Raw genomic sequence first — 22,756 nt, forward strand, 5'->3', positions numbered from 1 at the left:
GCCGTGTCCTCACCGCCTCGATCTCGGGCGCCGGACTCGCCGTGATCTTCCCATCCGCCGTTCCGGACCAGGCCACTCGGGGCTGAGCGAACCGGACCGGTGCACCCTGCCACGCCGGCGACCACGCACCGGCCCGGATACGCGAAAACCCGGGATGCGACCCGGGTTTTCGTGAGCGGAGCGGGGTTCAGCGGGTGGCGATGATCGCCGAACCGTGGCCGAACAAGCCTTGGTTCACGGCGATACCGGCGCGGGCGTTCTCCACCTGACGACCGTCGGCCCGGCCGCGCAACTGCCAGGTGAGTTCGCAGATCTGAGCGATCGCCTGCGCCGGGATGGCTTCACCGAAGCAGGCCAGGCCACCGCTGGGGTTGACCGGCACGCGACCGCCCAAAGTGGTTGCGCCGCTGCGCAACAGCTCCTCGGCACCGCCGATCTCGCACAGCCCGATGTCTTCGTACCAGTCCAGTTCCAGCGCGGTGGACAGGTCGTAGACCTCCGCGAAGGACAGGTCGGCGGGGCCGAGCCCGGCCTCCTCGTAGGCGGCGTCCGCGATCGCGGACCGGAACGAACGCGAGGGCGCATCGAAGGCCACCGCCGAGTCGGTGGCGAAATCCGGCAGATCGAGCACGGTCTTCGGGAAGGTGGGCGTGACCGTCGACAGCGCCCGGATGCGGACCGGGTCTGCGATGCCGTGGCGGCGGGCGTAGTCCATCGACGTCAGCACCAGCGCGGCGCCGCCGTCGCTGGTCGCGCAGATGTCGAGCAGCCGCAACGGATCCGACACGATCGCCGACGCGGCGACCTCCTCGGCCGCGACCTCCTTGCGGTAGCGGGCATAGGGATTGTTCAGGCCGTGCTTGGCGTTCTTGACCTTGACGGCGGCGAAATCGTCGAGCGTGGCCCCGTGCAGCGCCATCCGCCGGCGCGCGTACAGCGCGAAGTAGATGGGGTTGGTGGCGCCGAGCAGGTGGAAGCGCAACCAGTCCGGATCGTCGCGGCGTTCACCGCCGACCGGCTGGAAGAAACCCTTCGGCGCGGCATCGGCACCGACCACGAGCGCCACATCGGTCAACCCGGCCAGAATCTGGGCCCGCGCGTTGGCGATGGCCTGAGCGCCGGAGGCACAGGCGGCGTAGCTGCTCGAGATGCGGGCGCCGGACCAGCCGAGCGCCTGGGCGAACGTCGCACCCGACACGAATCCCGGGTAGCCGTTGCGGATCGTGTCCGCGCCGGCGATGTAGCCGACGTCGCGGTGGTCCACGCCGGCATCGGCCAGCGCCGCCCGCGCGGCCACCAGGCCGTATTCGACGAAATTGCGTCCCCATTTGCCCCACTGGTGCATTCCCGCACCGAGGACGGCGATATCGCGATCGTTGTCAGGCATCGACCGGCCTCCACATCCACACCGTGTGTTCCGCTTCCTCGTCCTCGTACAGCACGCCCAGGGCCAGTTCGACCGGCATGCCGACGGCCAGGTCGTCCACGGTGAGGCCGCGCACGACCTGCCCGAGAATCACCATCTGTTCTTCCTCGAGCTCCACCGCCGCGACGACGTAGGGCTCGAACGGATCCGGCGAGACATAGGGCGCGGGCGGTTTGTAGCGGGCGTCCGCGTACGACCAGATCCGGCCTCGCGTGGAGAACAGGTACTCGACCAGCTCGGATCCGTCCTTGGGACTCGCACACTGCGGGTTGCGGCAGGCCAGGGTGTTCCGAGGGAAATACGGTGTGCCGCACACATCGCAGCGACTTCCCTGGATACGTACCGTGCCGTCGTCCGCAGTGAACCAACCTTCCACGGCGGGGCGTTGTTCTTTCTGCACAGCGCCGACGATATAGGAACACGTTCTACTTTGGCGAGGAAATCCGCTCCGCCGATGCGTCCCCGCGGGTACGGTGAGACCTCGTCGAGGACGGTCCCCACCCGCGAGCCGATCGGGAGTACGCAACGCGATGGGCGTGAAAATCATTGACCCGCAGTCGATTCGCAACGTCACGATCGTGGGCGAGCCCGAAGAGACGACGGCGCTCATCGGCCGGCTGCGCCGCCGGCCCACCGCACACGGGTCCCGCTCAGCGGTCACCGTCGAGTGGGTGACCGACCGCGCCGAGCACACGGTTCGTATCACCGAACTGTCGAGCCACGCGCCCATCGCGGAACTCGAACGGGCCATCCGGACGGCCGACGGAATGGTCGTGCCGATGAACGCGGCCGCGACGAGCGCTCCGCGACTCGAGGCGATACTGCGGGTGGCCGACGACCACCAGGTCGCACGCCTGTGCCTGGTGCGCGGACTCGACCGGCACGCCGCGGACTTCGGCCACTGCGTGCGCACGGTCGCCGCCACCCGCGGAGCGGTGCCGGTGACGCTGCAGATGCCGCTCGGCATCGGCCCCGAATTCGAGGGCCTCATCGATCTGGTACCGATGTGGGAACTCGAACCGATGGCCACCGAATTCTTCGGCAATCACTGGCCGGGCGCCGTACAGCGGTATCACGAACTCGTGGACACGGTGCTGGCGCAGGACACCGCGCGGTCCCGCCTGCCGGGCACCGGAAAGATGCCGCCGCGACAGTTGCACGACCGGATCCGCCACCTCACCCGGATCGGCGATGTCGTGCCCGTCCTGTGCGATGCGTCGCCGCACAGCGACGACATCACCGCACTGCTGGACGCGATGGTCCGGTACCTGCCGTCGCCGATGCATGTCTGCCAGCCGGAGCATGCCCTCGACCAGTGAAGGACCCGGCGACACCGCCCACCCGCGTGACGGATTCGGCTCACCGGTAGCGAGCCGAATCCGTCACGTTCACCAACCGGAGCCGGAGCCACCCGAACCGGTGTTGGCGAGGATGGTGCCGATCACCATCTGCAGGATGCCAGCGACTGAGCCAAGAAATTCCACGGTGTCCTCCGACTTACTCATCGCCGAGTGTCCGGCGTAGCCGTGAACCTAGCTCAGCAATCTTATGAAAGAAGGACGTTTCAGAAAATTCGCCGCACTCGACGAGTCGGCGCACGCCTCGCTTCCCACGTGAGGACACCGAGGACCGACACTCTACCGGTCGGGAAAGTCTCATCCGAAACGATCACTGCCGGTCCGCGACCTTGCGGCAATCGGCGTTTACCACCTTCGGTCCCGGGTAGCTCGCCAGCGAAGCGACCGGCGAGGAGGACCGGATGAATGTCACCGATGCGGTCAAGGATCGACTGGGCACGGTGGTCACGAAAGTGGTGGGCGCGGCCTCCGGGTACGGCCATCCGCAGTCGGTGACGATCGCCCGCCCGCGCGAGGATGTGGAGCGGCTCTGGCGCGATCCCCACCAGCTGTCCCGGGTGTTCGGGGATGTGGCCTCGGTGAGCAGCGAGGACGGTCACCGGTTCGAGTGGCGGCTGGGTTCGCACGGCAACGAAACCGGCACGTGGACAACCACACTGACCGAAGGTCCGGGAACACTGCGGTTCACCGGCACCGAGGCCGCCGGTGCCGCCCTGCAACTGAACTTCCGCGACGCGCCCCGCGGACTGGGCACCGAAGTGACCCTGTCGGTGCTGGCGCCGATTGCCGATGTCCTCACCGATACCGCCGCATTCGCAGTCCTCTACCGTGCGCGGGCGCTGCTGCAGACCGGCGAGATACCGACCCTCGCCGGTAATCCGAGCGCGCGTGCCTCCTCGGACGAATAGGAACGATTCATGCGCGCACTGTGCTGGAACGGGGTCAACGACCTCGCCGTCGAAACCGTGCCCGACCCCTCGGTGGTCAACCCGCACGACGCGATCGTCGCAGTCCATCTGACCACCACGTGTGGTTCGGATCTGCATTTCATCGACGGCTACCTGCCCGGGATGCGGCACGGCGACGTCTTCGGACACGAATTCGTCGGCGAAGTCGTCGATGTCGGGCCGGAGGTGAACCACCGCACGGTGGGTGAGCGCGTCGTCGTCCCCTCGTTCATCGGCTGCGGCTCCTGCTGGTTCTGCGAACACGAACTGTGGGCGGCATGCGACACCACCAACCCGAACGCACACCTGCAGCGCCCCGCGCTCGGCTATCCGACCGCCGGCATCTACGGCTACACCCATCCCTTCGGCGGATATCAGGGTTCGCACGCCCACTACGTGCGGGTGCCCTTCGCCGACGTCAACTGCTTCCCCGTCCCCGCGGAGATCACCGACGAATAGGCCCTGTTCGTCTCCGACGCCGTGCCGACCGGTCTGATGGGCGCCGAATTCTGTGACATCTCCCCCGGCGATACGGTCGCGATCTGGGGCAGCGGCGGGGTCGGCCTGATGGCCGGGCACTCGGCGCGGCTGCTCGGCGCGGATCGCGTGATCGTCATCGACCGCTATCGGGAACGATTGGCACTGGCGCGCAAGCATTTCGACGCCGAAACCATCGACTACACCGCGGTGGACAGCGTGCAGAACACCATCGCCGAGATGACCGGCGGCCGCGGCCCGGACGCGTGCGTCGACGCGGTCGGCATGGAAGGGCACGGCACCGGACTGCAGAACGCCTACGACCGCGCCAAACAACTTCTGCGTCTCGAAACCGACCGCGCGACACCTCTGCGCGAGGCGCTGCTGACGTGCCGCAAGGGCGGTGTGGTGTCGGTGCTCGGCGTCTACGGCCTGACCGACAAATTCCCGATGGGCATCGTCACCAACAAAAGCCTCACGATCCGCAGCGCGCAACAGCACGGCCAGCGCTACGTGCGGCGCATCTTCGACTACATCCAGCAGGGCGACCTCGACCCGTCCTACCTGATCACCCACGACCTGCCCCTCGAGGACTCCGTGCGCGGATACGACATGTTCAAGAACAAACGGGAAGGCTGCGTGCGCGCGATCTTCCGCCCGTGACCGTAGCCGCGGTCCTCACCCTGCTCAACGACGCTCTCGCGAACTCGATTAGCATTTTCGCCGCGTCACATACGAGCTGAGTGGAGGGTGGGTTTTCATGGCCAAGAAGGTCATCGTCGAGCTGGTGGACGACTACGACGGCAAGTCCGATGCCGACCAGACGGTGCACTTCGGCATCGACGGAGTCGAATACGAAATCGACCTGTCGACCAAGAACGCCGAGAAGCTGCGCAAGATCTTCGAGCAGTGGACCGAGTCCGCCCGCAAGGTCGGCCGAAACCGCAAGGGCGCCGTCAAATCCGGTACCGCCCGCACGACACCGGACCGGGAGCAGACGGCCGCCATCCGGGAGTGGGCCCGCAACAACGGCTACGAGATCTCCAGCCGCGGCCGCATCCACAAGGACATCGTCGAGGCGTACAACAAAGCCGGCTAGACCACGGTCCGCCCGGTCACGAACCCGCCAACGTCACGGCGCGCGCCATGAGCGCGTCCGCGACGGCGCGGGGGCGACGGCCCAGACCGCATGCGCAGGCGACGCCGTCGACGCGGCGGCCGAGCGCGTTCTCGATGGTGTGCAGCGTCTTTCGCTGCTCGTCCGCGGTGGGTACGTCGTGGACGACACCCGCGTAGAAGCGGGTGCCCGCGGGCAGGGAAAGATCGGCGAGGGGCGCGTAGAACCGGGCCCCGGCCGCCGGCGGTCGGTCGCCCGCGGCGAACGGGACATGAACGTATTCCAGGGTGCGTCCGGCAGGCCAGTGCCGCGCAACGGAATTGGCCAGGTCGACGAAGGGCCGTGCGGTGCGCAGCGGCGCACCCTTGTTGTGCAGGCTGCCCAGGCACAGGTGCACGCCGATGCGGGTGCCCTGCGGGGCCGCGGCGGCGAGTGCGGCGATGCCACGGCCCGAGCCCAGCACGCGTTCCACCATGCGATGCGCGGGCTGGGTCAGCGCCATCGCCACCAGCTCCGCGGTCGCCTCCAGCTGGATCACGACATCGTCGCCGCCCGTCCGCGCGATGGTGGCGATCTCGCGTGCCGTGGCTTCCGTGAACGGCGCGCGCCCGGATCGAATCCCCTTGGGCCCCAAGGCGACGAACGCCAGGGTGAGGTCGGTCGGCATGCCGATCTGCAACGCTAGTTCGGGCCGGCCGAGGTCGGCACGCACGGCGGAGAGGATCGGCAGCGCCTCGGCGGCTTCCCCGGCATATCCGAGGTCCATCCCGGCCCCGGTCGGCGTGCGGTCCTGCGGCAGGCGGTACCGAGGTCGATCGCGCCGAGTCCGCCACTCCCCCGCCCGGGCGACCTCGAGCGCGCCCTGAGCGACCAGGTCTTCCAGGATCGGCCGGACGTAGTACTCGTAGCGGCGGGTCTCGCCGGTGGGCAGGGTGTGTAACAGCGGACCGGCACTGTCGGCCATTGCCCGCATCGCCTCATCCGTAGTCGTGGCGGGGAAGCTACCCACGAAATGCACGCTCCGCGAACGCATTACCACATCGTACAAGTCGCGGGACACATGTTCTGCCGAACGCGGAACCGGGCCGAGACGCTCGCCGGTGCTGCCGGGCGCGCCGCAGGAGCCGGCCGGCGCGGACCGGCGCGCATCGGGTGTTTGCACACAATTTACGGGCACGAATTCTCCGCGAAGCCCAGCCGGCCACGATCGGCCCTAGACTCGCAGCCACGTTTCGGATATCGAGACGACTCGTCGTTCGACCAGTGCCGCGCGAACTCCGTCCGCGCGCCTCACCGAGGCGCCACCCAGCTGTCCGGGCTCGATTCGGTGCACCTGTGCTGCCGCTGAACCTTCCCGGACCGTCTCCCGGGAGGTAACGATGACCGGCTCGTCCAGCACTGTCTCGCACGCACGGGAGACCCACGCACGAGAGACCACCGTCCACCTGCGCACCCCCGGCGAGTCGTTGACCAGCGGTGCGCAGCGCGCGGGCGCGCCGGCGTCCACGACGATCCCGGCCGCGGCGGAAATCGGACCGCCACGGCAGTTGAGCGCCCTGGATCTGCATCTGCTGGACAGCGAAACCGCAGCGGCGCCCATGCATATCGGCGCCGTCATGCTGCTCGATTCGGGCCGCGGCCCGCGCGGCCCGCTGGATGCCGGCACACTGCGGCGGCTGTTCGCCGCCCGGCTGCACCTCGTGGCGCCGCTGCGCCGCCGGGTACGCACCGTGCCGCTGGGCCTCGACGAGCCGTACTGGGAAGATTGCGCCGCCGTCGATCTCGGTTTCCACGTGCGGCACGTGCGATTGCCCGACGGTGCGACCGACGCCGACCTCGCCGACTACGTCGCCCGCCGCCACGCCCAGCCGCTCGACCGATCCCGTCCGCTGTGGGAATGCCATCTCGTCTCCGGACTCTCGGGCGGCCGTCAGGCGGTCTACACGAAGGTGCACCACGCGGTGATCGACGGCGTGTCCGCGGCGGAGATCATGGGCGCGATCCTCGACATCTCCGAAACCCCCACGGCCACACCGCTACCCGAGGCCGGTATGCGCCGCGATCGCACGCCCTCGATCGTCGAGATGCTGGCCCGCAGCGCTCCCAAGGCGGTGACCCGCCAGTCGGCCCGCACGCGCGCGGCCCTCGACGCGGTGCCGACACTGCTGCGCACCCGGGACGCATTCCGCGCCAAGCACGACGATGTCCCGTTCAACCAGCCGCTCACCACGAGCCGCAGCGTCGCCTACACCTCACTGCCCCTCGCGGCGGTCAAGGCGATCAAGAAATCGATCGACGGCACCGTCAACGATGTCGTGATGGCTCTGTGCACGTCGGCGTTGCGCAACTGGATGCTCGACCGCGAACTTCCCATCGACCGGCCCCTGCTGGCCGCGATCCCGGTCTCGGTGCGCACACCCGAGCAGTTCGGTAGTGCGGGAAATCAGTTCTCGCTCATGCTGTCTCAACTGCCGATCGGGGAGAACGATCCACACGCCCGGCTGAAACTGCTGCACAACAATCTGCTCGTGGCCAAAGACCGGTTCGGCAAACAGCCACCGACCCTGCTGCACGAACTGACCACATTGCTCACACCGGCCCTGCACGGGCTGCCGACGCGTGCGCTGCTGCGCGCCGCGGCCCCCACCCTTCCCCTGGTCAACCTGATCGTCTCGAACGTCCCCGGACCACAGCTCCCGCTGTATCTCGACGGAATCCGCGTACTGGCCAGCTATCCGGTCTCGGTGCTCACCGAGTTGTCCGGCAGCCTGAACATCACGGTGATGTCCTACGACGGTCACCTCGATTTCGGCATCGTCGCCTGCCCGGAAGCCGTTCCCGACGTCTGGGACATCACCACCCACCTCGCCGATGCGCTGTCCGAGTTGCAGCGGAGCTCGTGACGCGGCGCGCGATTTTGGTAATATGACTCTCGGATACTGAGAACGTCATATACGCACGAGGGGTCCGATGGTCGACGATCCGCACGCCGGAGCGGGCCCGGGCGGGCCACCGTGGAGCCAGGCCGAGCTGTCGCGTCTCATGGACGTACACCCTTGTGGCGCAGGACATTACGTAGCGCCCGCGCACGGTCCGACCGTCCGCAACGTCGTCGAGGCCGGTCAGATGCTCGGCGACGCGATCGTGGCGGCCGCCAAGGAGGTGCCACGGCAGCGCGTGGTGTCGGCGTCGATGATCTTCTCGCGGGTCGCCGCCCACGACGCGCCGCTGGACGTCGACGTCGAGGTCCTGCACTCGGGTCGCACCTACAGCACGGCGCAGGTCCGGGTGCGCCAGGACGACACACTGCGGTGTGCGGGCACCGTGCTCCTCGACGCCGGCGCACCCGACCTGATCCGTTCGGCCGCGCCGATGCCGGTCGTCGATCCACCGGACGAGTCGGCGCCGCTGGATATTCCGGGAACGGAGGTCGACGGCCGCGACATGCGTATGGTCGGCGGCGCGTACAGTCCCGATCCCGGACATGTGGGTCCGCCGGAACTGTTCGTGTGGACGCGGTACCGCGACGCGCCGGATACCTACTACCTGCACGCGGCATTGCTGGCGCAGTCGTGCGCGCACTGGACGGTGGCCGCGGCGCTGCGGCCGCATCCCGACTACGGTGAATCGATGGCACATTCCGCGATCTCGACCGGAATCACCATGGCCACCATCACCTTTCACGACGAACCGGATGTGACGCAGTGGCTGCTGTACAGCACCCGCGTCGTCTACGCCGGACGCGGCCATGCCCAGAGCGAAGGACGGGTACACGCCGCCGACGGACGACTGACGGCCACCTACAGCGTGCACGCGATGGTGCGCGCGTTCCGGCCGGCCGATACCGCCGTCCGCACCCGAGCCGGCACCGTACTCTGACCATCCGTATTCCGGGGCGACACATTCGGAGGAACACATGCAAGCGTCCGGCTTCGCCGAGTGGCCCGACTATCGCATCGACGTGCGGCGCATTCGCAATCTGGTCCGCGTCTCGCACGACGACCGGCACCTGGCCGAGACCACCGCGAGTCTGCTCGTGGCCGAACAGGATCACGGGATCGTGTTCTACATTCCGGTCGCCGATGTGCGCTTCGACCTGCTCACCCTGGACGAACAGCTCACCTCGCGCTGCCCCTTCAAGGGCCGGGCCCGGTATTGGCGCCCGCACGACAGCGCGGAGCCGATCGCGTGGGAGTACACCGATCCCTATCCGGAGGTGGCGTTGATCCGCGACCACATCGGCTTCTATCAGGATCGGGTCCGTCTCGAGGTCGGCGTGGCGACTCCGGCCGTGTCGGGTGTGCGGCAGCGGGCGGAGGCCGGGAGCACACCGGACGCCGTCGAATAGTCCTCAGCACCCCCCGTCGGCGGTGAAGGGAAGGCGCAGCTGAGCCGGATAGGCGGTGGGATAGTTCGGTTTCGCCGCACCCGACCATCGTTCCGGATCCGGAACATCCGGTACCGCAACAACTTTCGATCGATCGACCGTCGCACCGACACACTCGCACCGCGTTTCGCGCAGGAACGGGCCGTCGGCGTCGGAGAAGTCGCTCGGCATGTGCCGAACCATCGGGCGGGAAGCGGGGACCCGCCCTCAGCCCCATCCCCCGATCGGATGGTCCGGCACTATGGTTTTCTTGCCGGCGCTGTCGAAGCAGAACCAATACCAATCACCGTTGAGGTGACGGAGATTGCCATCTGCGGGAGCGCCGGTGATCTGGGCGAACCCGGCTCCGCTCGAGCAGTAGCCCACTGCGGGGCTGGTCGCGAAGTAGATACCCGAGGCATCGCGGCGGACGCTCGAGGTCGGGTGGTCCGAATCGTCGATGCGGTAGAGGCCGAGCCGGTGACCCTCGAACGTGTGCGGATCGGCACCGTCGCGCAGCTGCCGTGCGGCATCCTCGAAGCTGTGCTCGGACAACTGCCAACGCACAACGATCGGTAGGTCCGCGCTCCACGCGGCCACGGTGAACGCAACCACCAGCGCGGGCGCAAACAACGGACCGAGCTCCCTCACCCGGAGCCGGCGGGATGCGACCACCCGGGTCAGGTAGCTGATGATCACGCAGCACAATCCGAACGACGCAATGATCACGACCATGCGCACCAACACCGACTCGGCGCCGGCGGGGTCGCTGGCATGCGCGAGCAAGCCCGAGCAAGACAGAACCGTGCAGGCCAGAAACACATGCCACGCGAGCCGTGGCCGAAGCCGTCGCCTGTCTCGTCGACCGGGAAGAGTGTCGGACTGCGCCGTGCTCATCCCGGAAGCCTAGCCTCGATAGGCACGGGCCCGGACATTCCTGAGCCGACGGCACGGGGCAGCGGCTATCCGCACTGCCTCGGACTCAGGCGATGACCTCCTGGAGTTTGCCGGTGCCGACGTCGAAGACGAAGCCGCGCAGCGAGGTCGTCTTCGTCACGAACGGGCTGGCCTCGATTCGCCGAATCGACTGGCGCACATCCACACCCAGATCGTCGAAAGCCTCCGCCGCCCATTCGGGTTCGATGCCCACCTCGTCCTGGATTCCGCGTTTGAACTCGTCGTCGGTGAAGGTCAGCATGCCGCAGTCGGTGTGATGGATCAGGATGATCTCGGTGGTGCCCAGCAACCGCTGACTGATTGCCAGCGAACGGATCTCGTCGTCGGTCACCACCCCGCCCGCATTGCGGATGACGTGCGCCTCCCCCTCCTCGAGGCCGAGAACGCGGTAGACGTCCAGCCGCGCGTCCATGCACGCCACCACGGCGACGTGCTTGCTCGGCGGCAGCGGAAGCGGTCCGCTGAACTGTGCTGCGTATTCGGCGTTGTTGGCCAGAAGCTCGTCGGTCACGGTCATGATCGCGCCCTTCGTCGGGTAGCTGCGGACATTCACATGTACGCGTGGATCGTGACTCGCGACCGCCGCGAACACCAGGTATTCGCTCAGCGTGAAGTCAACGGTTGCCGATCGAGTGACACGACCGCCGCGCGTCGGCCGGGCGCGGATTCACGGACGCATCGCCTTCACCGCGTGCGCGATGCGCGATTCCGGGTGGGCGCGACGAGTGCGCACGCTGTTGACCAGCGCGAGTATTGCGCCCAGGCCGACCAGGACCAGCCCGCGCGCCCAGATGTCGGCATCGATGCGGGTGAACAGGTAGAGGCAGGAGGCCAGTGCCAGCCACGGAACGATCGTCGGGACGCGGAAGTGATCGGTGTCGACGGGATGGCGGCGCTCGAGCAGAACCGAACAATTCACCGCCGCGAAGACGACGAGCAGAAGCAGAACCAGAGTTTCGGCCAGCACGGCGACCTCGCCGGTGAGCGCGAGGGCGACGGATACTCCCGAGGTCGCCACCACTGCGACCCACGGAGTGCGGCGGCCGGGAAGCAGGCGGGTCAGCACCGCCGGCAGCAGTCCGTCGCGTGCCATGCCGTAGGCCAGCCGCGAGGCCATGATGCCGGTCAGCAATGCGCCATTCGCGACGGCGACCAGGGCGATCACACTGAACAACCGGTCGGGCACCCCGCCGGCCCGGCGCACCACCTCGAGCAGCGGACCGCTCGAGCGCGCCAGTTCGTCGGTGGGCACGGCGGCACTGGCGACCACACCCACCAGCACGTACACCACTCCGGCGGTGAGCAGCGCGCCGAACAGCGCGAACGGGTACGAGCGGCGCGGATCGCGCACCTCCTCCGCCAGATTCACCGAGGTCTCGAAACCGACGAAGGAGTAGAAGGCCAGTACCGTCCCCGCAAGCACTGCCGGAACCGGACCGTGTTCCGCGGTTCCGATCTCGGTGAGCCTGCCGGGATCGGCGTCACCGCGAACCAGGATCCACGCACCCAATCCGATGATCAGCACCAGCCCACTGAGCTCGATCAGACTCGCCGCCACATTGGCGCGCAGCGATTCCTTGATCCCCCGGATGTTGAGCAACGCCAGCGCCACCAGGAAGACGACGACGACCAGCGCGGTCGGTGCGGACACGAGCGCTTGGAGATAGTCACCGGCGAATGCCCGCGCCAGCGCCCCCACCGACACCACACCCGCGGCGAGCATGCAGAAGCCGACCAGCGAACCGGCGGCGGGTCCCAGTGCGCGGGTCCCGTAGTGCGCCGAACCACCGGCCCGTGGGTACTTCGTCGCCAACTCGGCATATGACGCCGCGGTGAGTGTGGCCAGTCCGAGGGCGACGGCCAGCGGTAACCACACCGCACCGCCCGACACCTGCGCCACGGAACCGATCAGCACGTACACGCCGGCCCCGAGCACGTCACCCAGGATGAAGAAGTACAGCAGAGGCGTACCGACGGCGCGCTTCAAGGAACGGGGCATATCGGCCACGTACCCGCCCGGCGCGCATCGAACCGAAAATGCCGGTGACCGTACGCCGACATGCGGGCGCCGGACGGCCGCGTTCGCAGCCCTATCCGTCGCCGCGGCGGTCCGAGTCCTCGTCGCCCGGTACCGGCACCGTCCGGCGAGCGCACTCGTTTTCGACCCAGCGGCAGATGATGTCCACGACGTATTCACGCTCGGGCGTGGTCAGTTCGCGGCCCTTGCCGATGCCGTGCGTTCGCTGCAGACAGCCGCGACAGCAGGTGCCGGTGGCGTGCTGAGCGCGAAAGACCGGATGACCGCCCCAGGGAGTCTGCTTCCCGTCCTTCGCGGGATGAGCCGGCGCGAGCCGCTTGCCGATGAGATCGGCCGCGTGCTCGCGCACCACCGTCATGCCGCGCAGCGCGACGAACTCCATCTCGGGTTCACGCAGGTGGAACTTCGCCCGGAACGGCTGCCGCGCGATGGCAGCGAGGCGAGCGTCGAGAGTTGCGTGGTCCAGCCGCACCACACCAGCCTAGAACGACCGGCCGACACGACCGTTCGCCCGGACGAGCGGCTACGACAGCTCCGCATCCGGCCACGGCCAGGCATCGGGACGCTCAGATGTGGATGTATCCGCCGGTGAGCATGCCGTCGTCGAGGCGGGGGGCGATGGACTCTCCCCCGAGTGCCGTGCGCAATTCGATCTGCTCGTCCCGGACGACGTGCATGACGGCATTGATCAACGCCAGGTGCGTGAACGCCTGAGGGTAATTGCCCCAGTGTCGTCCGGTCACGGGATCGATCTCCTCGGCGTAGAGGCCCAGCGGGCTGGCATAGCCGAGCAACTTCTCACACAACTGTTTGGCACGGTGCTTCTCGCCGATTTCCGACAGCGCCGACACCAGCCAGAACGAGCAGATCGTGAAAGTGCCTTCGGCCCCGGAGAATCCGTCGTCGGTTTCGTCGGTGCGGTAGCGCAGGACGAGGCCGTCGCTGGTGAGTTCGTCGGCGATGGCGAGCACCGTCTTGCGGACGCGTTCGTCGTCGGGAGGCAGGAACCGGACCAGCGGGATGAGCAGGGTCGAGGCGTCCAGTGCCGTGCTGCCGTGCAACCGAGACCTTATCCAGGCCGAGCACTTCGATACCGAACGTATCGAAGATCGCTCGAGCGATCGCCCGGGTGATGCCGCGGGTGGTCGCGGCATCGTATGCCGGGGCGCCAGCTGATTTCGACGACTCAGCCGAGTTGCGCAGCCGCCTGCGCTGCCCGCGTAGGCGCTGCGCCGGTTGCTCGGCCCGGGCTCGTGGCGATGCAGTCGCAGTACCGGCATGCGCCGCGGCGATCCCGTTGGGCAAGGCGCCGGAGGCGTCAACGCGCATTGAGCCCAAGACTTTTCCGTCCTTGCGGGGTGCTTTCAGGTTGGGGTTGTGTGGACGGAGGTTGGTGAGATTGTCTTCCTGATCGGTGGTGAGGTAAGCGACGAATGCCTCTTCGATGTCCGGGTAGAACTGTTTGTATTCGTCGATCGCGCGGACGCGGGGGATGCGGTCGGGGTCGCTCGGATCGAAGTGAGGGTCCTCGGGATTGGTGATGTTGGTGTCGAATATGATGACGTTGCCGCCTGGCTTGTTGTCGGTATTGGCGACGGTCAATGACTGCATTTTCTTGCCGTCATCGAGCAGAACGACTGCGGTATCCGCACCGCCTTCGAGATTCCGGATATTCTCGATGACCTGACCGACGGGCTCGATGCCAGGCTCGATCTCGACGAGTTGGGTGGCGATGGCTCGACGGAGGTGCTCGGGGCTCTTCTGCCATTTCCTGGGTTTGATGCCACTTTTGAGGCCGAGCGCCCAGGTGGCTTCAGAGGTTTGATTGATGCAGTCCAGGAGCCTCCGGGCTTTGAACAGCCGCCGGTACAGCGACCAGCTGGCGAGGGTGCCGAACGCCACCGCGGTCGAGATGCCGGCAGTCTGGTTCCCGAACAGCCCTATCGTGCCTCCGGCAACGAGCGGCCCCAACGCGACCGCGCCTCGGTTGACAACGGTGCCAATGGATCTCACTCGCGCACGTACTTCCGGTGGCGTCGCGTTGTTCATGTAGGTCCGTATGGGTGGTCCGGCCATGCCCAGGGCTGCCCACGTGGCGGAGAGTCCTGCCGACGCCACCCAGGGGCTCATAGTGGATGCCGCGAGAATCGCGGGACCGCCGAGCCCTGCCAAATTGATCGTCAGCAATGTCTCGATATTAGTCTTCTCCACCCACCGCTTGGGTATCAGGTTCCCGATCACACCACCGAGCGGCGTGATCAACAGTGCGACTCCCTGCTGCCAATGCGGCAGCCCGGAGTCAGTGAGTAATGACGTGAGTTGCAACCCCTGCAGTCCCAGATACGCATTGGTGGCACCAAAGTTGGCCATCGTACGTATTTGATTGGGTGAATCCTTCGCGGATCGCGCCCCCTCGACGATGGATTCCAATATGCCTTGCTTTTTGTTCGACTTCGGCTTGTTGTCGAAGTCCGGCAGTTGCCTTACTGTCATCAGATTCACAACGTTGGCGCCAAGACTCAAGAGGGGAGCCGACCAGGCACCGGTGCCCAATGCCGAGGGCGCCAGCAGGTTCCCCAGCACTCGGGTGGTGTGAACCTTCAGGTTGTTTAGGCGGTTCCACCCGAGCTGAGCGTTGCCGACCATCCCGATGAGCAGGTTGTCCGCAACAATCGTGTAAAGGACCGCGGCGCCCGCATTGACGAGTGTGGTTCCGATGAGAACCGGGACGGTGTAGGCCGATCCGGACGCCAAGTCGATTGTTGCGGTGATGTCCGACGCCGCTGCGAAGGCCAAGGTGCCGGTCATCAGACCTTTGGGCGCGACGTGGTCCCCAAGGTGCCCGCCTATCAACGCGCCAGCGGTATACACCAGGTTGGTGGCCGCCGCGACCAGACCCGCCATTTCTGCCCCGCCGTTCTCCATGTAGTACAGCGACGTCATCGTCGCTAGGAGTTCGGAGCTCGTATTGGTCAGGAATTCGGCGCCGATACGTACACCCACGTAGGGCTCGAGGCGAATGAGACGCACCAGCGAATCGTTCCTCTCGCCGCCGTTTGATTCGTCCGGATCGGTGCCCGCAGCATCCTCGGATTCTGCCGGTTCTTCAGCGGGTATCGACGGACGAGCATACGGTGAACGCTCGCTCGTGTTGCTCTCCTGCTCGGAATTCGCAGCTTTCTGCGAGGCTTGCCCAAAATCCGCAGTGGAGTTTTGCAATGGTGCTGTGGGTTGATGCGCGGCGGACACTACCTCCTTGCGTCCTCTGCCCTGCGTCTGCGGATTCGGCTCAGGCTCCGGAGTTTCGGCGTCCGGTGTCGGTGGGCCGGTGATGTCGGAGTCGAAAGTGCGGGCGAGTTCGGATTGCTCCGGGGTGGTGTCAGCGGTGAGAGTGCCGTCTTCGGTGGGTTCGAAGTAGGCGATGTAAGCGTGTTCGGGGTTGACATAAGCGGCTTTCCAGTCGAAGTAGGGCCGGGCTTCGTCGCCGGTGAGTTGGTCGTGGATGTAGGTGTTGGTAAGCCCTGTCTCGAGGTTCGCCCTACGAATGATGATGTAGGCGTGGGCGCGCTCGCCCTTGCCGACGATCGCGACGGCGTAGGTGCCGACCGGTTTGGCGCGGAGGTCGTCGACGGCCTGTCTCATAGGATCGTCGGATCTGGTCGGCATAGTAAGTGGTAGGTGTTGCAGTCCGGCGCTGGTGGCGCTTTGGAAGTGGGCGGCTTTACGTCCGGTGAGTGGCCGGGTGGGCAGGCCGTTCTGGTGAAGAATGTCGACGATCCAGCGCAGACAACCGCGGACCTCTTCGGGAAGCTCTACCGGATCGAGCTGCGTTTCGGGTCGCGCGTTGCCAGGATGATTGCTGTCCACGGTATGCGAATCGACTCCCGAACGTACGGGGCGGTTTCGGTTGTCGCGATCGACAGCGGATTCGTCTGCCAAGAAGTCGGTGATGTCTCGATTTGCGTGAGGGGTGAGGTCCTCGCTGTCCACGGCCGGTCTCGCTTCCGAGCCCGGCTGTTGGGAACCGACTGCCGTGATGGCGGAGGGTGTGATCGACCGCCGCTCGTTCGGCAATCTGCGCCGGCGAACCTTCCGAACGATCTGTCGTACGAGAGCGCCGCCCGCGAGGCCACCAAACGCAGCCGTCATGATCGCCCCTGTGGCATCCATGCCCAGGCGGGAAAGCAGAACACCGCCCAGCAACCCACCAATCGCAAACCCGCTTTTACCGATCATCGGGTTGACCACCGCGACACGGCCCCGTACTTCTTGGGGAACTGTTTTGTATCTGTAGGCCCCGATGCGGGTTGCCGCAGCACCGATCAGTATCTGGGTACCAGCGAGGCCAAGACCGACAGCAGCGGGCTGGCTGGTAGCGGGGAGAAGCACCGCGGCACCCGCGACTCCCAGAAGCCGCCCGGTCAGCACCGTGTCAATCGAAAACTTTTCCAGCCATTTTCGGCCACCGAGCCAGGAGCCGAAAATCCCGCCTATCGGTGTAGCAAGGAGTATCGCCGCAGCCTGTATGCCGGTCGCCTGACCGTCGATGATCATCGAGGAGATCTCTAGTTTTTGGAAGCCGAAGAATACGTTGACCAGCCCCAATGTGATGCCGTCCTCGAGCAATATGCGGTCTTTGCGCACCGTGTGAACGCCGGCCGCGATGTCGTGTAGCCGCTGCCGCAACGACTTGATCTTCGCGGTCTTGGGGGTCACCGGGATGTCGGGTTTCCGCAATCTCGACAGCGTTGCGAGGTTCCAGGAGTACGACGCTGCGTTGGCTCCGGCGGGAAGGGACCTGGCGATTCCCAGCATGGCAGGCCCGATGGCGAAACTCGCGAGCCGGGGAAAGCGCTGCATCATATTGGTCAGAGCGCTGTTCGCGAGGGCTCGCTCGGGGCCCGCCAGCTCGATCCTCATACGCTCGGCACTGGCGCCGTACACTGCCGCTGCCACGGCCTCCAGCGCGGAGGTGGCGATGAGGACCGTCGGGCGTTGCGGTGCACCGATTCCGATCCATATCGTGGCTGCGGTCGCACCCCCCAAGCCCAACAACTGGCTGACACGCATCATCTTCCACGGGTCGCGCTCGGCCAGATATCCGGCGACAGGTTGGGCTGCGATGTGTGGCAGCTGACTGGCGAATCCCACAGCACCCGCCCACGTCGTCCCGTATTCGGGTGCTATCAGGAGCGGCATCATTTGCTGCATGAGTTCGTCGCCGAAATCGGTTGTGAAGCTGTTGAACGTGACCAGCCGGTACAACCGGTTGTCACGCAGCAACTTTCGAATCGACCGCCCGTGTTGGTCGTCCTGCGCTGCGACCTGTGCGGATCTCCGGCCCGGGCCGGGGAATCGCCCGGATCGTTTGAAACGACCGAATCGGGCGGAACCGGACGCGGTTTGAACGGGCGGGTTCTGCGATTCGGTGCGTTCCAACCCTAGGAAGGAGTGGGCCCATTTATCTCGGAGCCGGTCGAACGGTCCGGTGATCTGCTGGTTGGCGTGTTCGATCGCGACTTGGGTGCGGTCGGGTGTGGTGTCGGCGACTAGTCGGCCGCCGACATTGTGGAAGGTAGCGTGGTAGGCGTAATCGGGGTCGGGGTAGCCAGGTTTCCACGTGTCAGAGTCGAATACGCGCATGCGGTGACGGCCGCCGGCGATCAAGGTGTCGTAGATGTAGACGGTGCCGTTGACGTCGGTGAGCACGTAGGCGTGTGCCCTGGTTCTTTTGCCGACCACGATTACGGCTGTGTCGGCGGTGGGGTCTCGAACCAGGTTTTCGGCTGCTCGGCGGACAGGGTCGCCTGCTCGCAGGTTCTCGTCCCGTTGCAGTCCGGCTCTGATGTTCTTCTCGAGGTCGCCCGGAAGGCGTTTGGTGGGGTCGGGCTCTGCGGTGGCGTCGTCGTTTCCGAGTGCCCTGATGATGCGGGAAACCCATGGGACACAGTAGAGTACCTCTGTCGGGTACCCCTTGCGGGTGCTCGGCGACGGCGGATTCGCTGCGTTCTCCGATGGTCTGGCTCCGACCGGTTCGCGTTCCTCTCGGTGTGGGTCGTTGGACCCGGCGGTACCCGATCGAACCGTCATTGCCCCGCCCAGTTCTGGTAGGCTGGCGAATACCGCGTCGATTCCGTCCACCGTGGCGTTGGGTGCGACGACTTGCTGGGAGGGCGGCAAACTCTCGGCCGTCGGAGCGCCCGTGCGCGAACGGGTGACGAGGTTGCCGTCGCGGTCGAACTCGATGGTTTCGAAGAGCCGCTTTTCCACCGGCATCCGATCGATGAACTTCTTCTGCTCGCGGCGCCATTCGTCGAATCCGACAGCTTTGTTCAGCAACGCGCGGCGGTTTCGCAGGTCCTTGGGACCGTAGTCGTTCGCGGTGTCACCGTCCCGCGAGACCGCCAGGTCGACGACGACCAGGTTCGGTTCGTCGATCGAGTCGCTGTCGTTGACCAGCAGGACCATATGGTCGTCGGCGTCGGCGCTGCCGGACGCCCGGGTGTCCTTCCATTTGTAGACCAGGACGCTGATCCCACCCGGCCGGAACTTCAACGATTCCGCGACCTGCTCCAGCGATTCGGCCTTCTCAAGGCCGGCGCCGAACACCCTTCGCACCACATCACGGCCGTGGCCCCCCAGCCTCGTGGCGGGCATCTCGAAACGGCGGGCGTTGTCGGGGCACAGCACTCGCATGCCGGTCACGGTGTTGTTGACGCGACTGTTGGGGCTGCGGCGGTGAATCTGTACGACCAGATCGAGCAGGGCCGCGGTGGCCAGGTACTGTGACGCCGCAGCAATGATGCCGGCGTCCGCTCCGTCGGTGGCATCCCCGGTGTCCGCGTTCTGGGCGTCGGCATCCCGGGCGGCCGCCGCTTGGCGGTCCGGATCCCGGGCGGCCAGGCTCGCCGGTCCGGAAACTGCCGCAGCGGAACCGGTATTGTTTCCGATGCCGAATTGCCCGGTGTTCGTGGCGTTCAGGTGATCGCCGACCGCTTCGCCCAGGATGTCGCGGGCGATGACGGGGGTGATGCCGGCGGTCGGATAGCCCAGCGCTGCCGCGAGGGCGTCTCTCGCCTCGGTCAGCAGCGGATCGAGCCTTCGCATGCCCTCGGCCCCACTGATATCCGCGATCGGCACACCGAGTTCGGCGGCGAGCCGGTTCCGTAACGGCATCATCTCGATCAGTGCGTCCACATCGCTGAGTCCTGCACGCTCGCGCGCCTTCGCGGGGGCGGTGGCCTCGACATGTTGCCGCAGCGCCTCGGCCGTGGCGGGCGCGATACCGCCCCACGCAGGTGCATGGCATTGCGAATCAGCGCGTCCTGTGCCGACATCACCACCTGCGCGCTACCCCGCTGCCCGTTTCGTGCGGTGCGGTTCTTGGCTTGTTCGTGGATGTAGGACTGTTCCGGCGCCTCGGTCATCCAGACGTGCATGCCGCCCTTGGCCTTCACCGCCTCGGATACCGAGATGTCGACCCCGCGCTGGCCCTGCCGGTTGATCACCAGGATCTTGCCCTGCTCACCGGCGTCGTCGAAAACCTTCTGCAACTGGGCTTCCCAGTCGGCGCCCCAGCCGATGATCCGTTTGGCGTCCACCGCTTCGATCGCATCTCTCGGCACACCCGCGCGCACCAGCGCCTCGACCTGACGGGCGACCAAATCATTGCGGTGACAGAGGATCTCCTGAAACCGGCCCTTGCCGTCGGCCCGCATCTCGTTCGCGTATTCGGCGATCGTGCGCAGTTTGGCGTGTGTGCTCTCGACCACATCGTGCTGGCCCTCCACCAGCCGATGGGTCTGCGACCGCCCGACCTCGTGCGCCGGCTCCAGGTTGTAGATCTTCTGCAGCACCGGGTTCAGGTCGGTGATAGTGCCGGACGCACCTGTCACTTCATCGAAGAAGGATCCGCGTCCGACACGGTAGATTTCGACCGAATCGATACGCTTGGCGGACTCCGCATCCGCGCGCACCACGATCCGATGCTCCCCGGTGTTCTCGCCACGAGCCTTGGCCGCGCGGATCTCCTTCGCTTCGATGGCCTGCGCAAGGCTCGCTTTGCCCGGCTCCGCGCTCCATCGGGATTCGCTCGTCGTTTTCAGGTTGCGTTGCAGACCGTGTTCGGCCTGTTCGATGATGACGATCTTGCCCGCATCCACTTCGTAATGGACACCATTGCGAACAAGAAACTCCGCCTGCGCAGCGACCTCGAGCCGCGAGGCTCCCATCCCCCCGAGCCATTTCGTCCCGCCGCGCAGCGCCTCGACCTTCGCCCAGCCCTCGGGTGTGAGTTCGGGTTGACCATCGTACCAGAACATGTATTCCGGCGTGCCGTCGGGATGTACGTCGATTTCCTCGGTGATTCGTACGAGGCCGAAGTCCTCGTGGGACAGCGTTCCATTGGCGAGCGCCGTGGCGAGAAAGTCGCGGGCATCGAGTACCTGTTTGGTGGTTTTCTTCGGCGCTGCCCGTTCCACACCTTCCGACCGGAGGAACTGCCGCTCGCCGCGGTCGATGATTCCGTCCATCTCGTCGATCAGCACGTGCCGCGGTGGCTTGATACCGGCATTGCACAGATGCCCGACCGTCTCGCCGGTCGCGACCACGATCGCCGGCCGCCCCTCGGTGATCGGTCCGAAGCCGTTCTGCTGATCGGCGCGGAACACGTCGATCCCGAAGTTGCTCAACAACTTCCGGACTTCGGCGACTTCTCGATCGTCGGTCAGCAACTTCCGATACGTGTCGACTTCGCGGTTGGCCAGCCCATCGGTCGTGGTGACGAGCAGAACCGAGCCGTTGTGCACCGCACGTTGTATTGCGGCGGCCATGAAAACCAGCGATTTGCCTTCACCGGGTTTCATTTCCACCGGACGCGATTTCATCGCGTAGACGGCTTCCGCCTGTTCGACCCGCAGCACCATTCCGCCGGGCACTTTCTCGCTGATCGTGCCGCGCCGGATGATCTCCGTCGTCGCCAGCAACGACTGGTGCTCATCGCCGCTGTGCAGTCCGGCCATCAGCACGTCGTCCGGAAGATTGGACAGGCATTGACCTTCCGGAACATGCTCGGCGGAGGCCTGGTGGAAGTCGATCAGCAGATCGACCGCCTTGTCGCGGTCGCCGCGCGGCATACCGGCGGCGTCGGCGAGACCGTCGTGATCAGCGGACGGAACACTCTGCTCGTCGTGCACCGACGACTGATGTTCCTCCGCGGCAAGTGTTTCGGTACCGTCCGCCTCGGTCCGGCCCGAGCTTTCGGAGCTTTCCGGACCGGACTGCTCGGCGGTCGCATCCCGCTGGGGGGCCACATGCTCCTCGGAATTTGACGACCCATGTTCGTCGCGAGCGCCCGACGGTCCGTGTTCGTCGCGAAGGCCCGGCGATCCCGCCTCGACCTGGGCGACCGGATGGGGCCGTGCGGGCGTCTGGTTGCCGGCACCGTCGACGATTGTGGCGTGCTCACCGGGCGGAATCTGCTCCGTCTTCGGCTGCGGCCGGTGTTCACCTGGAGCACTGGCCTTTTCGTGAACCTCGCCGACGGGGCGTGGCGGGAGCTGCGGCAGTGAGGTTTCGCCCACCGCCTCGACCGACCGGGGCGCGGTCGCCTTCCCGGCGGCGACCGGTTTCTCGGCCGGTGGCCGCTCGCTCGGAGCAGCTGTCTCGGAATGCGTGCCCGACCGTGCCGCGGCGGCGTCGGACGATAGGGGACGGACCTGTTGCCCGGGTCGGCGGCCACCGGCTTCGTCGGCTGCGATCGATGCACCCTGTTCGCTGCGTGAGTGTGGTTCCGCGGCCGGGGTCTCCCCTTTGACCTCGGCGCGAAGCCTGCCGCTCTCACCTGCGTTCTTCGTGGCCTCCGCGGTCGGACCCCATGCCTTCTGCGCGTCCGCCCACGCCCGTTTCGATTCCGCCGACACCTCGATCGGCCGCCGAGGCGTCGCGGCGTTCCCGTCGTGCCCGGCCGAGAACGCGTCGGGCGGTGTGAATGTCGCGCCGCCGTCGATCGCCGGCGGATGGGCTCCGCTGCGGGAATACACGCCCCCGGCGAATGCGCCGTTGAGCAGCGG

17 protein-coding genes and 3 pseudogenes are annotated in these 22,756 nt (G+C 66.4%); 9 read left to right on the forward strand and 11 right to left on the reverse strand.

What is annotated here, in order from left to right:
* Positions 1-187: 187 nt before the first annotated feature.
* Both IG65_RS0131015 and IG65_RS0131020 read right to left on the reverse strand, forming a co-directional pair.
* Positions 188-1,387, reverse strand: coding sequence for a lipid-transfer protein (locus IG65_RS0131015; protein WP_030518505.1), 1,200 nt, complete (start codon positions 1,385-1,387; stop codon positions 188-190).
* Positions 1,380-1,802, reverse strand: coding sequence for a Zn-ribbon domain-containing OB-fold protein (locus IG65_RS0131020; RefSeq protein WP_030518506.1), 423 nt, complete (start codon positions 1,800-1,802; stop codon positions 1,380-1,382). The genes IG65_RS0131015 and IG65_RS0131020 overlap by 8 nt, the downstream gene beginning before the upstream one ends.
* 154 nt (positions 1,803-1,956) lie before the next feature.
* Here IG65_RS0131020 and IG65_RS0131025 point away from each other — a divergent pair, with 154 nt between their 5' ends.
* From IG65_RS0131025 to IG65_RS0131045, 4 genes and pseudogenes are all read left to right on the forward strand, one after another.
* Positions 1,957-2,745, forward strand: coding sequence for a GTP-binding protein (locus IG65_RS0131025; protein WP_030518507.1), 789 nt, complete (start codon positions 1,957-1,959; stop codon positions 2,743-2,745).
* Positions 2,746-3,185: 440 nt separating this feature from the next.
* Positions 3,186-3,692, forward strand: coding sequence for an SRPBCC family protein (locus IG65_RS0131035; RefSeq protein WP_030518508.1), 507 nt, complete (start codon positions 3,186-3,188; stop codon positions 3,690-3,692).
* Between the two features lie 9 nt (positions 3,693-3,701).
* Positions 3,702-4,871: pseudogene (locus IG65_RS35315) on the forward strand (zinc-dependent alcohol dehydrogenase).
* Positions 4,872-4,968: 97 nt separating this feature from the next.
* Positions 4,969-5,307, forward strand: a complete 339-nt coding sequence (locus IG65_RS0131045) for an Lsr2 family protein (RefSeq protein ID WP_030518509.1) — start codon at positions 4,969-4,971, stop codon at positions 5,305-5,307.
* 16 nt (positions 5,308-5,323) lie between these two features.
* Here IG65_RS0131045 and IG65_RS0131050 read toward each other — a convergent pair whose 3' ends face one another.
* Positions 5,324-6,358, reverse strand: coding sequence for a hypothetical protein (locus tag IG65_RS0131050; protein ID WP_030518510.1), 1,035 nt, complete (start codon positions 6,356-6,358; stop codon positions 5,324-5,326).
* A gap of 346 nt (positions 6,359-6,704) precedes the next feature.
* Between IG65_RS0131050 and IG65_RS0131055 the strand changes: the two genes are divergently transcribed.
* The 3 genes from IG65_RS0131055 to IG65_RS0131065 all read left to right on the forward strand — a co-directional run bounded on the left by IG65_RS0131055 (position 6,705) and on the right by IG65_RS0131065 (position 9,673).
* Positions 6,705-8,228 carry a wax ester/triacylglycerol synthase family O-acyltransferase gene (locus IG65_RS0131055; RefSeq protein WP_081879885.1) on the forward strand — a complete coding sequence of 508 codons (1,524 nt, stop codon included), beginning with the start codon at positions 6,705-6,707 and terminating at the stop codon, positions 8,226-8,228.
* 67 nt (positions 8,229-8,295) lie between these two features.
* Entirely contained in the window at positions 8,296-9,204 is a 909-nt protein-coding gene (locus IG65_RS0131060; RefSeq protein ID WP_081879886.1) for an acyl-CoA thioesterase II, read from the forward strand.
* Between the two features lie 37 nt (positions 9,205-9,241).
* Positions 9,242-9,673, forward strand: coding sequence for a DUF427 domain-containing protein (locus IG65_RS0131065; RefSeq protein ID WP_051757251.1), 432 nt, complete (start codon positions 9,242-9,244; stop codon positions 9,671-9,673).
* Positions 9,674-9,676: 3 nt separating this feature from the next.
* On the opposite strand, the gene IG65_RS0131070 is transcribed toward IG65_RS0131065, so the two are convergent.
* The 8 genes and pseudogenes from IG65_RS0131070 to IG65_RS0131105 all read right to left on the reverse strand — a co-directional run bounded on the left by IG65_RS0131070 (position 9,677) and on the right by IG65_RS0131105 (position 21,997).
* Positions 9,677-9,883: a hypothetical protein gene (locus tag IG65_RS0131070; RefSeq protein ID WP_030518514.1), complete on the reverse strand. Its 207-nt coding sequence runs from the start codon at positions 9,881-9,883 to the stop codon at positions 9,677-9,679.
* 36 nt (positions 9,884-9,919) lie between these two features.
* Positions 9,920-10,588 carry a hypothetical protein gene (locus IG65_RS0131075; protein ID WP_156055865.1) on the reverse strand — a complete coding sequence of 223 codons (669 nt, stop codon included), beginning with the start codon at positions 10,586-10,588 and terminating at the stop codon, positions 9,920-9,922.
* 85 nt (positions 10,589-10,673) lie between these two features.
* Positions 10,674-11,165 carry a carbonic anhydrase gene (locus tag IG65_RS0131080; protein ID WP_030518516.1) on the reverse strand — a complete coding sequence of 164 codons (492 nt, stop codon included), beginning with the start codon at positions 11,163-11,165 and terminating at the stop codon, positions 10,674-10,676.
* Positions 11,166-11,315: 150 nt separating this feature from the next.
* Entirely contained in the window at positions 11,316-12,647 is a 1,332-nt protein-coding gene (locus IG65_RS0131085) for an APC family permease (protein ID WP_051757253.1), read from the reverse strand.
* Between the two features lie 91 nt (positions 12,648-12,738).
* On the reverse strand, positions 12,739-13,158 hold the full coding sequence (locus IG65_RS0131090) for a DUF4186 domain-containing protein (RefSeq protein ID WP_231509546.1): 420 nt from the start codon (positions 13,156-13,158) through the stop codon (positions 12,739-12,741).
* A 94-nt stretch (positions 13,159-13,252) separates the two neighbouring features.
* A pseudogene (locus IG65_RS39925) lies at positions 13,253-13,744 on the reverse strand (glycoside hydrolase family 15 protein); the annotation flags it as partial.
* Positions 13,745-14,660: 916 nt separating this feature from the next.
* Positions 14,661-19,865, reverse strand: a pseudogene (locus IG65_RS0131100) (MFS transporter); the annotation flags it as partial.
* A gap of 5 nt (positions 19,866-19,870) precedes the next feature.
* Complete coding sequence (locus IG65_RS0131105) at positions 19,871-21,997, reverse strand: DEAD/DEAH box helicase (RefSeq protein ID WP_156055866.1); 2,127 nt, start codon at positions 21,995-21,997, stop codon at positions 19,871-19,873.
* Between the two features lie 24 nt (positions 21,998-22,021).
* On the opposite strand from IG65_RS0131105, the gene IG65_RS38140 reads away from it, so the two are divergent.
* Entirely contained in the window at positions 22,022-22,255 is a 234-nt protein-coding gene (locus IG65_RS38140; RefSeq protein WP_156055867.1) for a hypothetical protein, read from the forward strand.
* Between the two features lie 241 nt (positions 22,256-22,496).
* Positions 22,497-22,756 (forward strand): hypothetical protein (locus tag IG65_RS39420; RefSeq protein WP_231509547.1); only part of this gene is annotated, 260 nt, incomplete at its 3' end.

The organism is Nocardia sp. NRRL WC-3656 (assembly GCF_000720265.1).
Classification (GTDB): Bacteria; Actinomycetota; Actinomycetes; order Mycobacteriales; family Mycobacteriaceae; genus Nocardia; species Nocardia nova.

Bases quoted from the DNA above. Each gene is read 5' to 3' on its own strand.
- IG65_RS0131050 (WP_030518510.1), bottom strand. From the start codon at position 6,358: ATGCGTTCGCGGAGCGTGCATTTCGTGGGTAGCTTCCCCGCCACGACT.
- IG65_RS0131045 (WP_030518509.1), top strand. From the start codon at position 4,969: ATGGCCAAGAAGGTCATCGTCGAGCTGGTGGACGACTACGACGGCAAG.
- IG65_RS0131065 (WP_051757251.1), top strand. From the start codon at position 9,242: ATGCAAGCGTCCGGCTTCGCCGAGTGGCCCGACTATCGCATCGACGTG.
- IG65_RS0131015 (WP_030518505.1), bottom strand. From the start codon at position 1,387: ATGCCTGACAACGATCGCGATATCGCCGTCCTCGGTGCGGGAATGCAC.
- IG65_RS0131060 (WP_081879886.1), top strand. From the start codon at position 8,296: ATGGTCGACGATCCGCACGCCGGAGCGGGCCCGGGCGGGCCACCGTGG.
- IG65_RS38140 (WP_156055867.1), top strand. From the start codon at position 22,022: ATGTTCGTCGCGAGCGCCCGACGGTCCGTGTTCGTCGCGAAGGCCCGG.
- IG65_RS0131085 (WP_051757253.1), bottom strand. From the start codon at position 12,647: ATGCCCCGTTCCTTGAAGCGCGCCGTCGGTACGCCTCTGCTGTACTTC.
- IG65_RS0131035 (WP_030518508.1), top strand. From the start codon at position 3,186: ATGAATGTCACCGATGCGGTCAAGGATCGACTGGGCACGGTGGTCACG.
- IG65_RS0131070 (WP_030518514.1), bottom strand. From the start codon at position 9,883: ATGCCGAGCGACTTCTCCGACGCCGACGGCCCGTTCCTGCGCGAAACG.
- IG65_RS0131025 (WP_030518507.1), top strand. From the start codon at position 1,957: ATGGGCGTGAAAATCATTGACCCGCAGTCGATTCGCAACGTCACGATC.
- IG65_RS0131080 (WP_030518516.1), bottom strand. From the start codon at position 11,165: ATGACCGTGACCGACGAGCTTCTGGCCAACAACGCCGAATACGCAGCA.
- IG65_RS0131055 (WP_081879885.1), top strand. From the start codon at position 6,705: ATGACCGGCTCGTCCAGCACTGTCTCGCACGCACGGGAGACCCACGCA.
- IG65_RS0131075 (WP_156055865.1), bottom strand. From the start codon at position 10,588: ATGAGCACGGCGCAGTCCGACACTCTTCCCGGTCGACGAGACAGGCGA.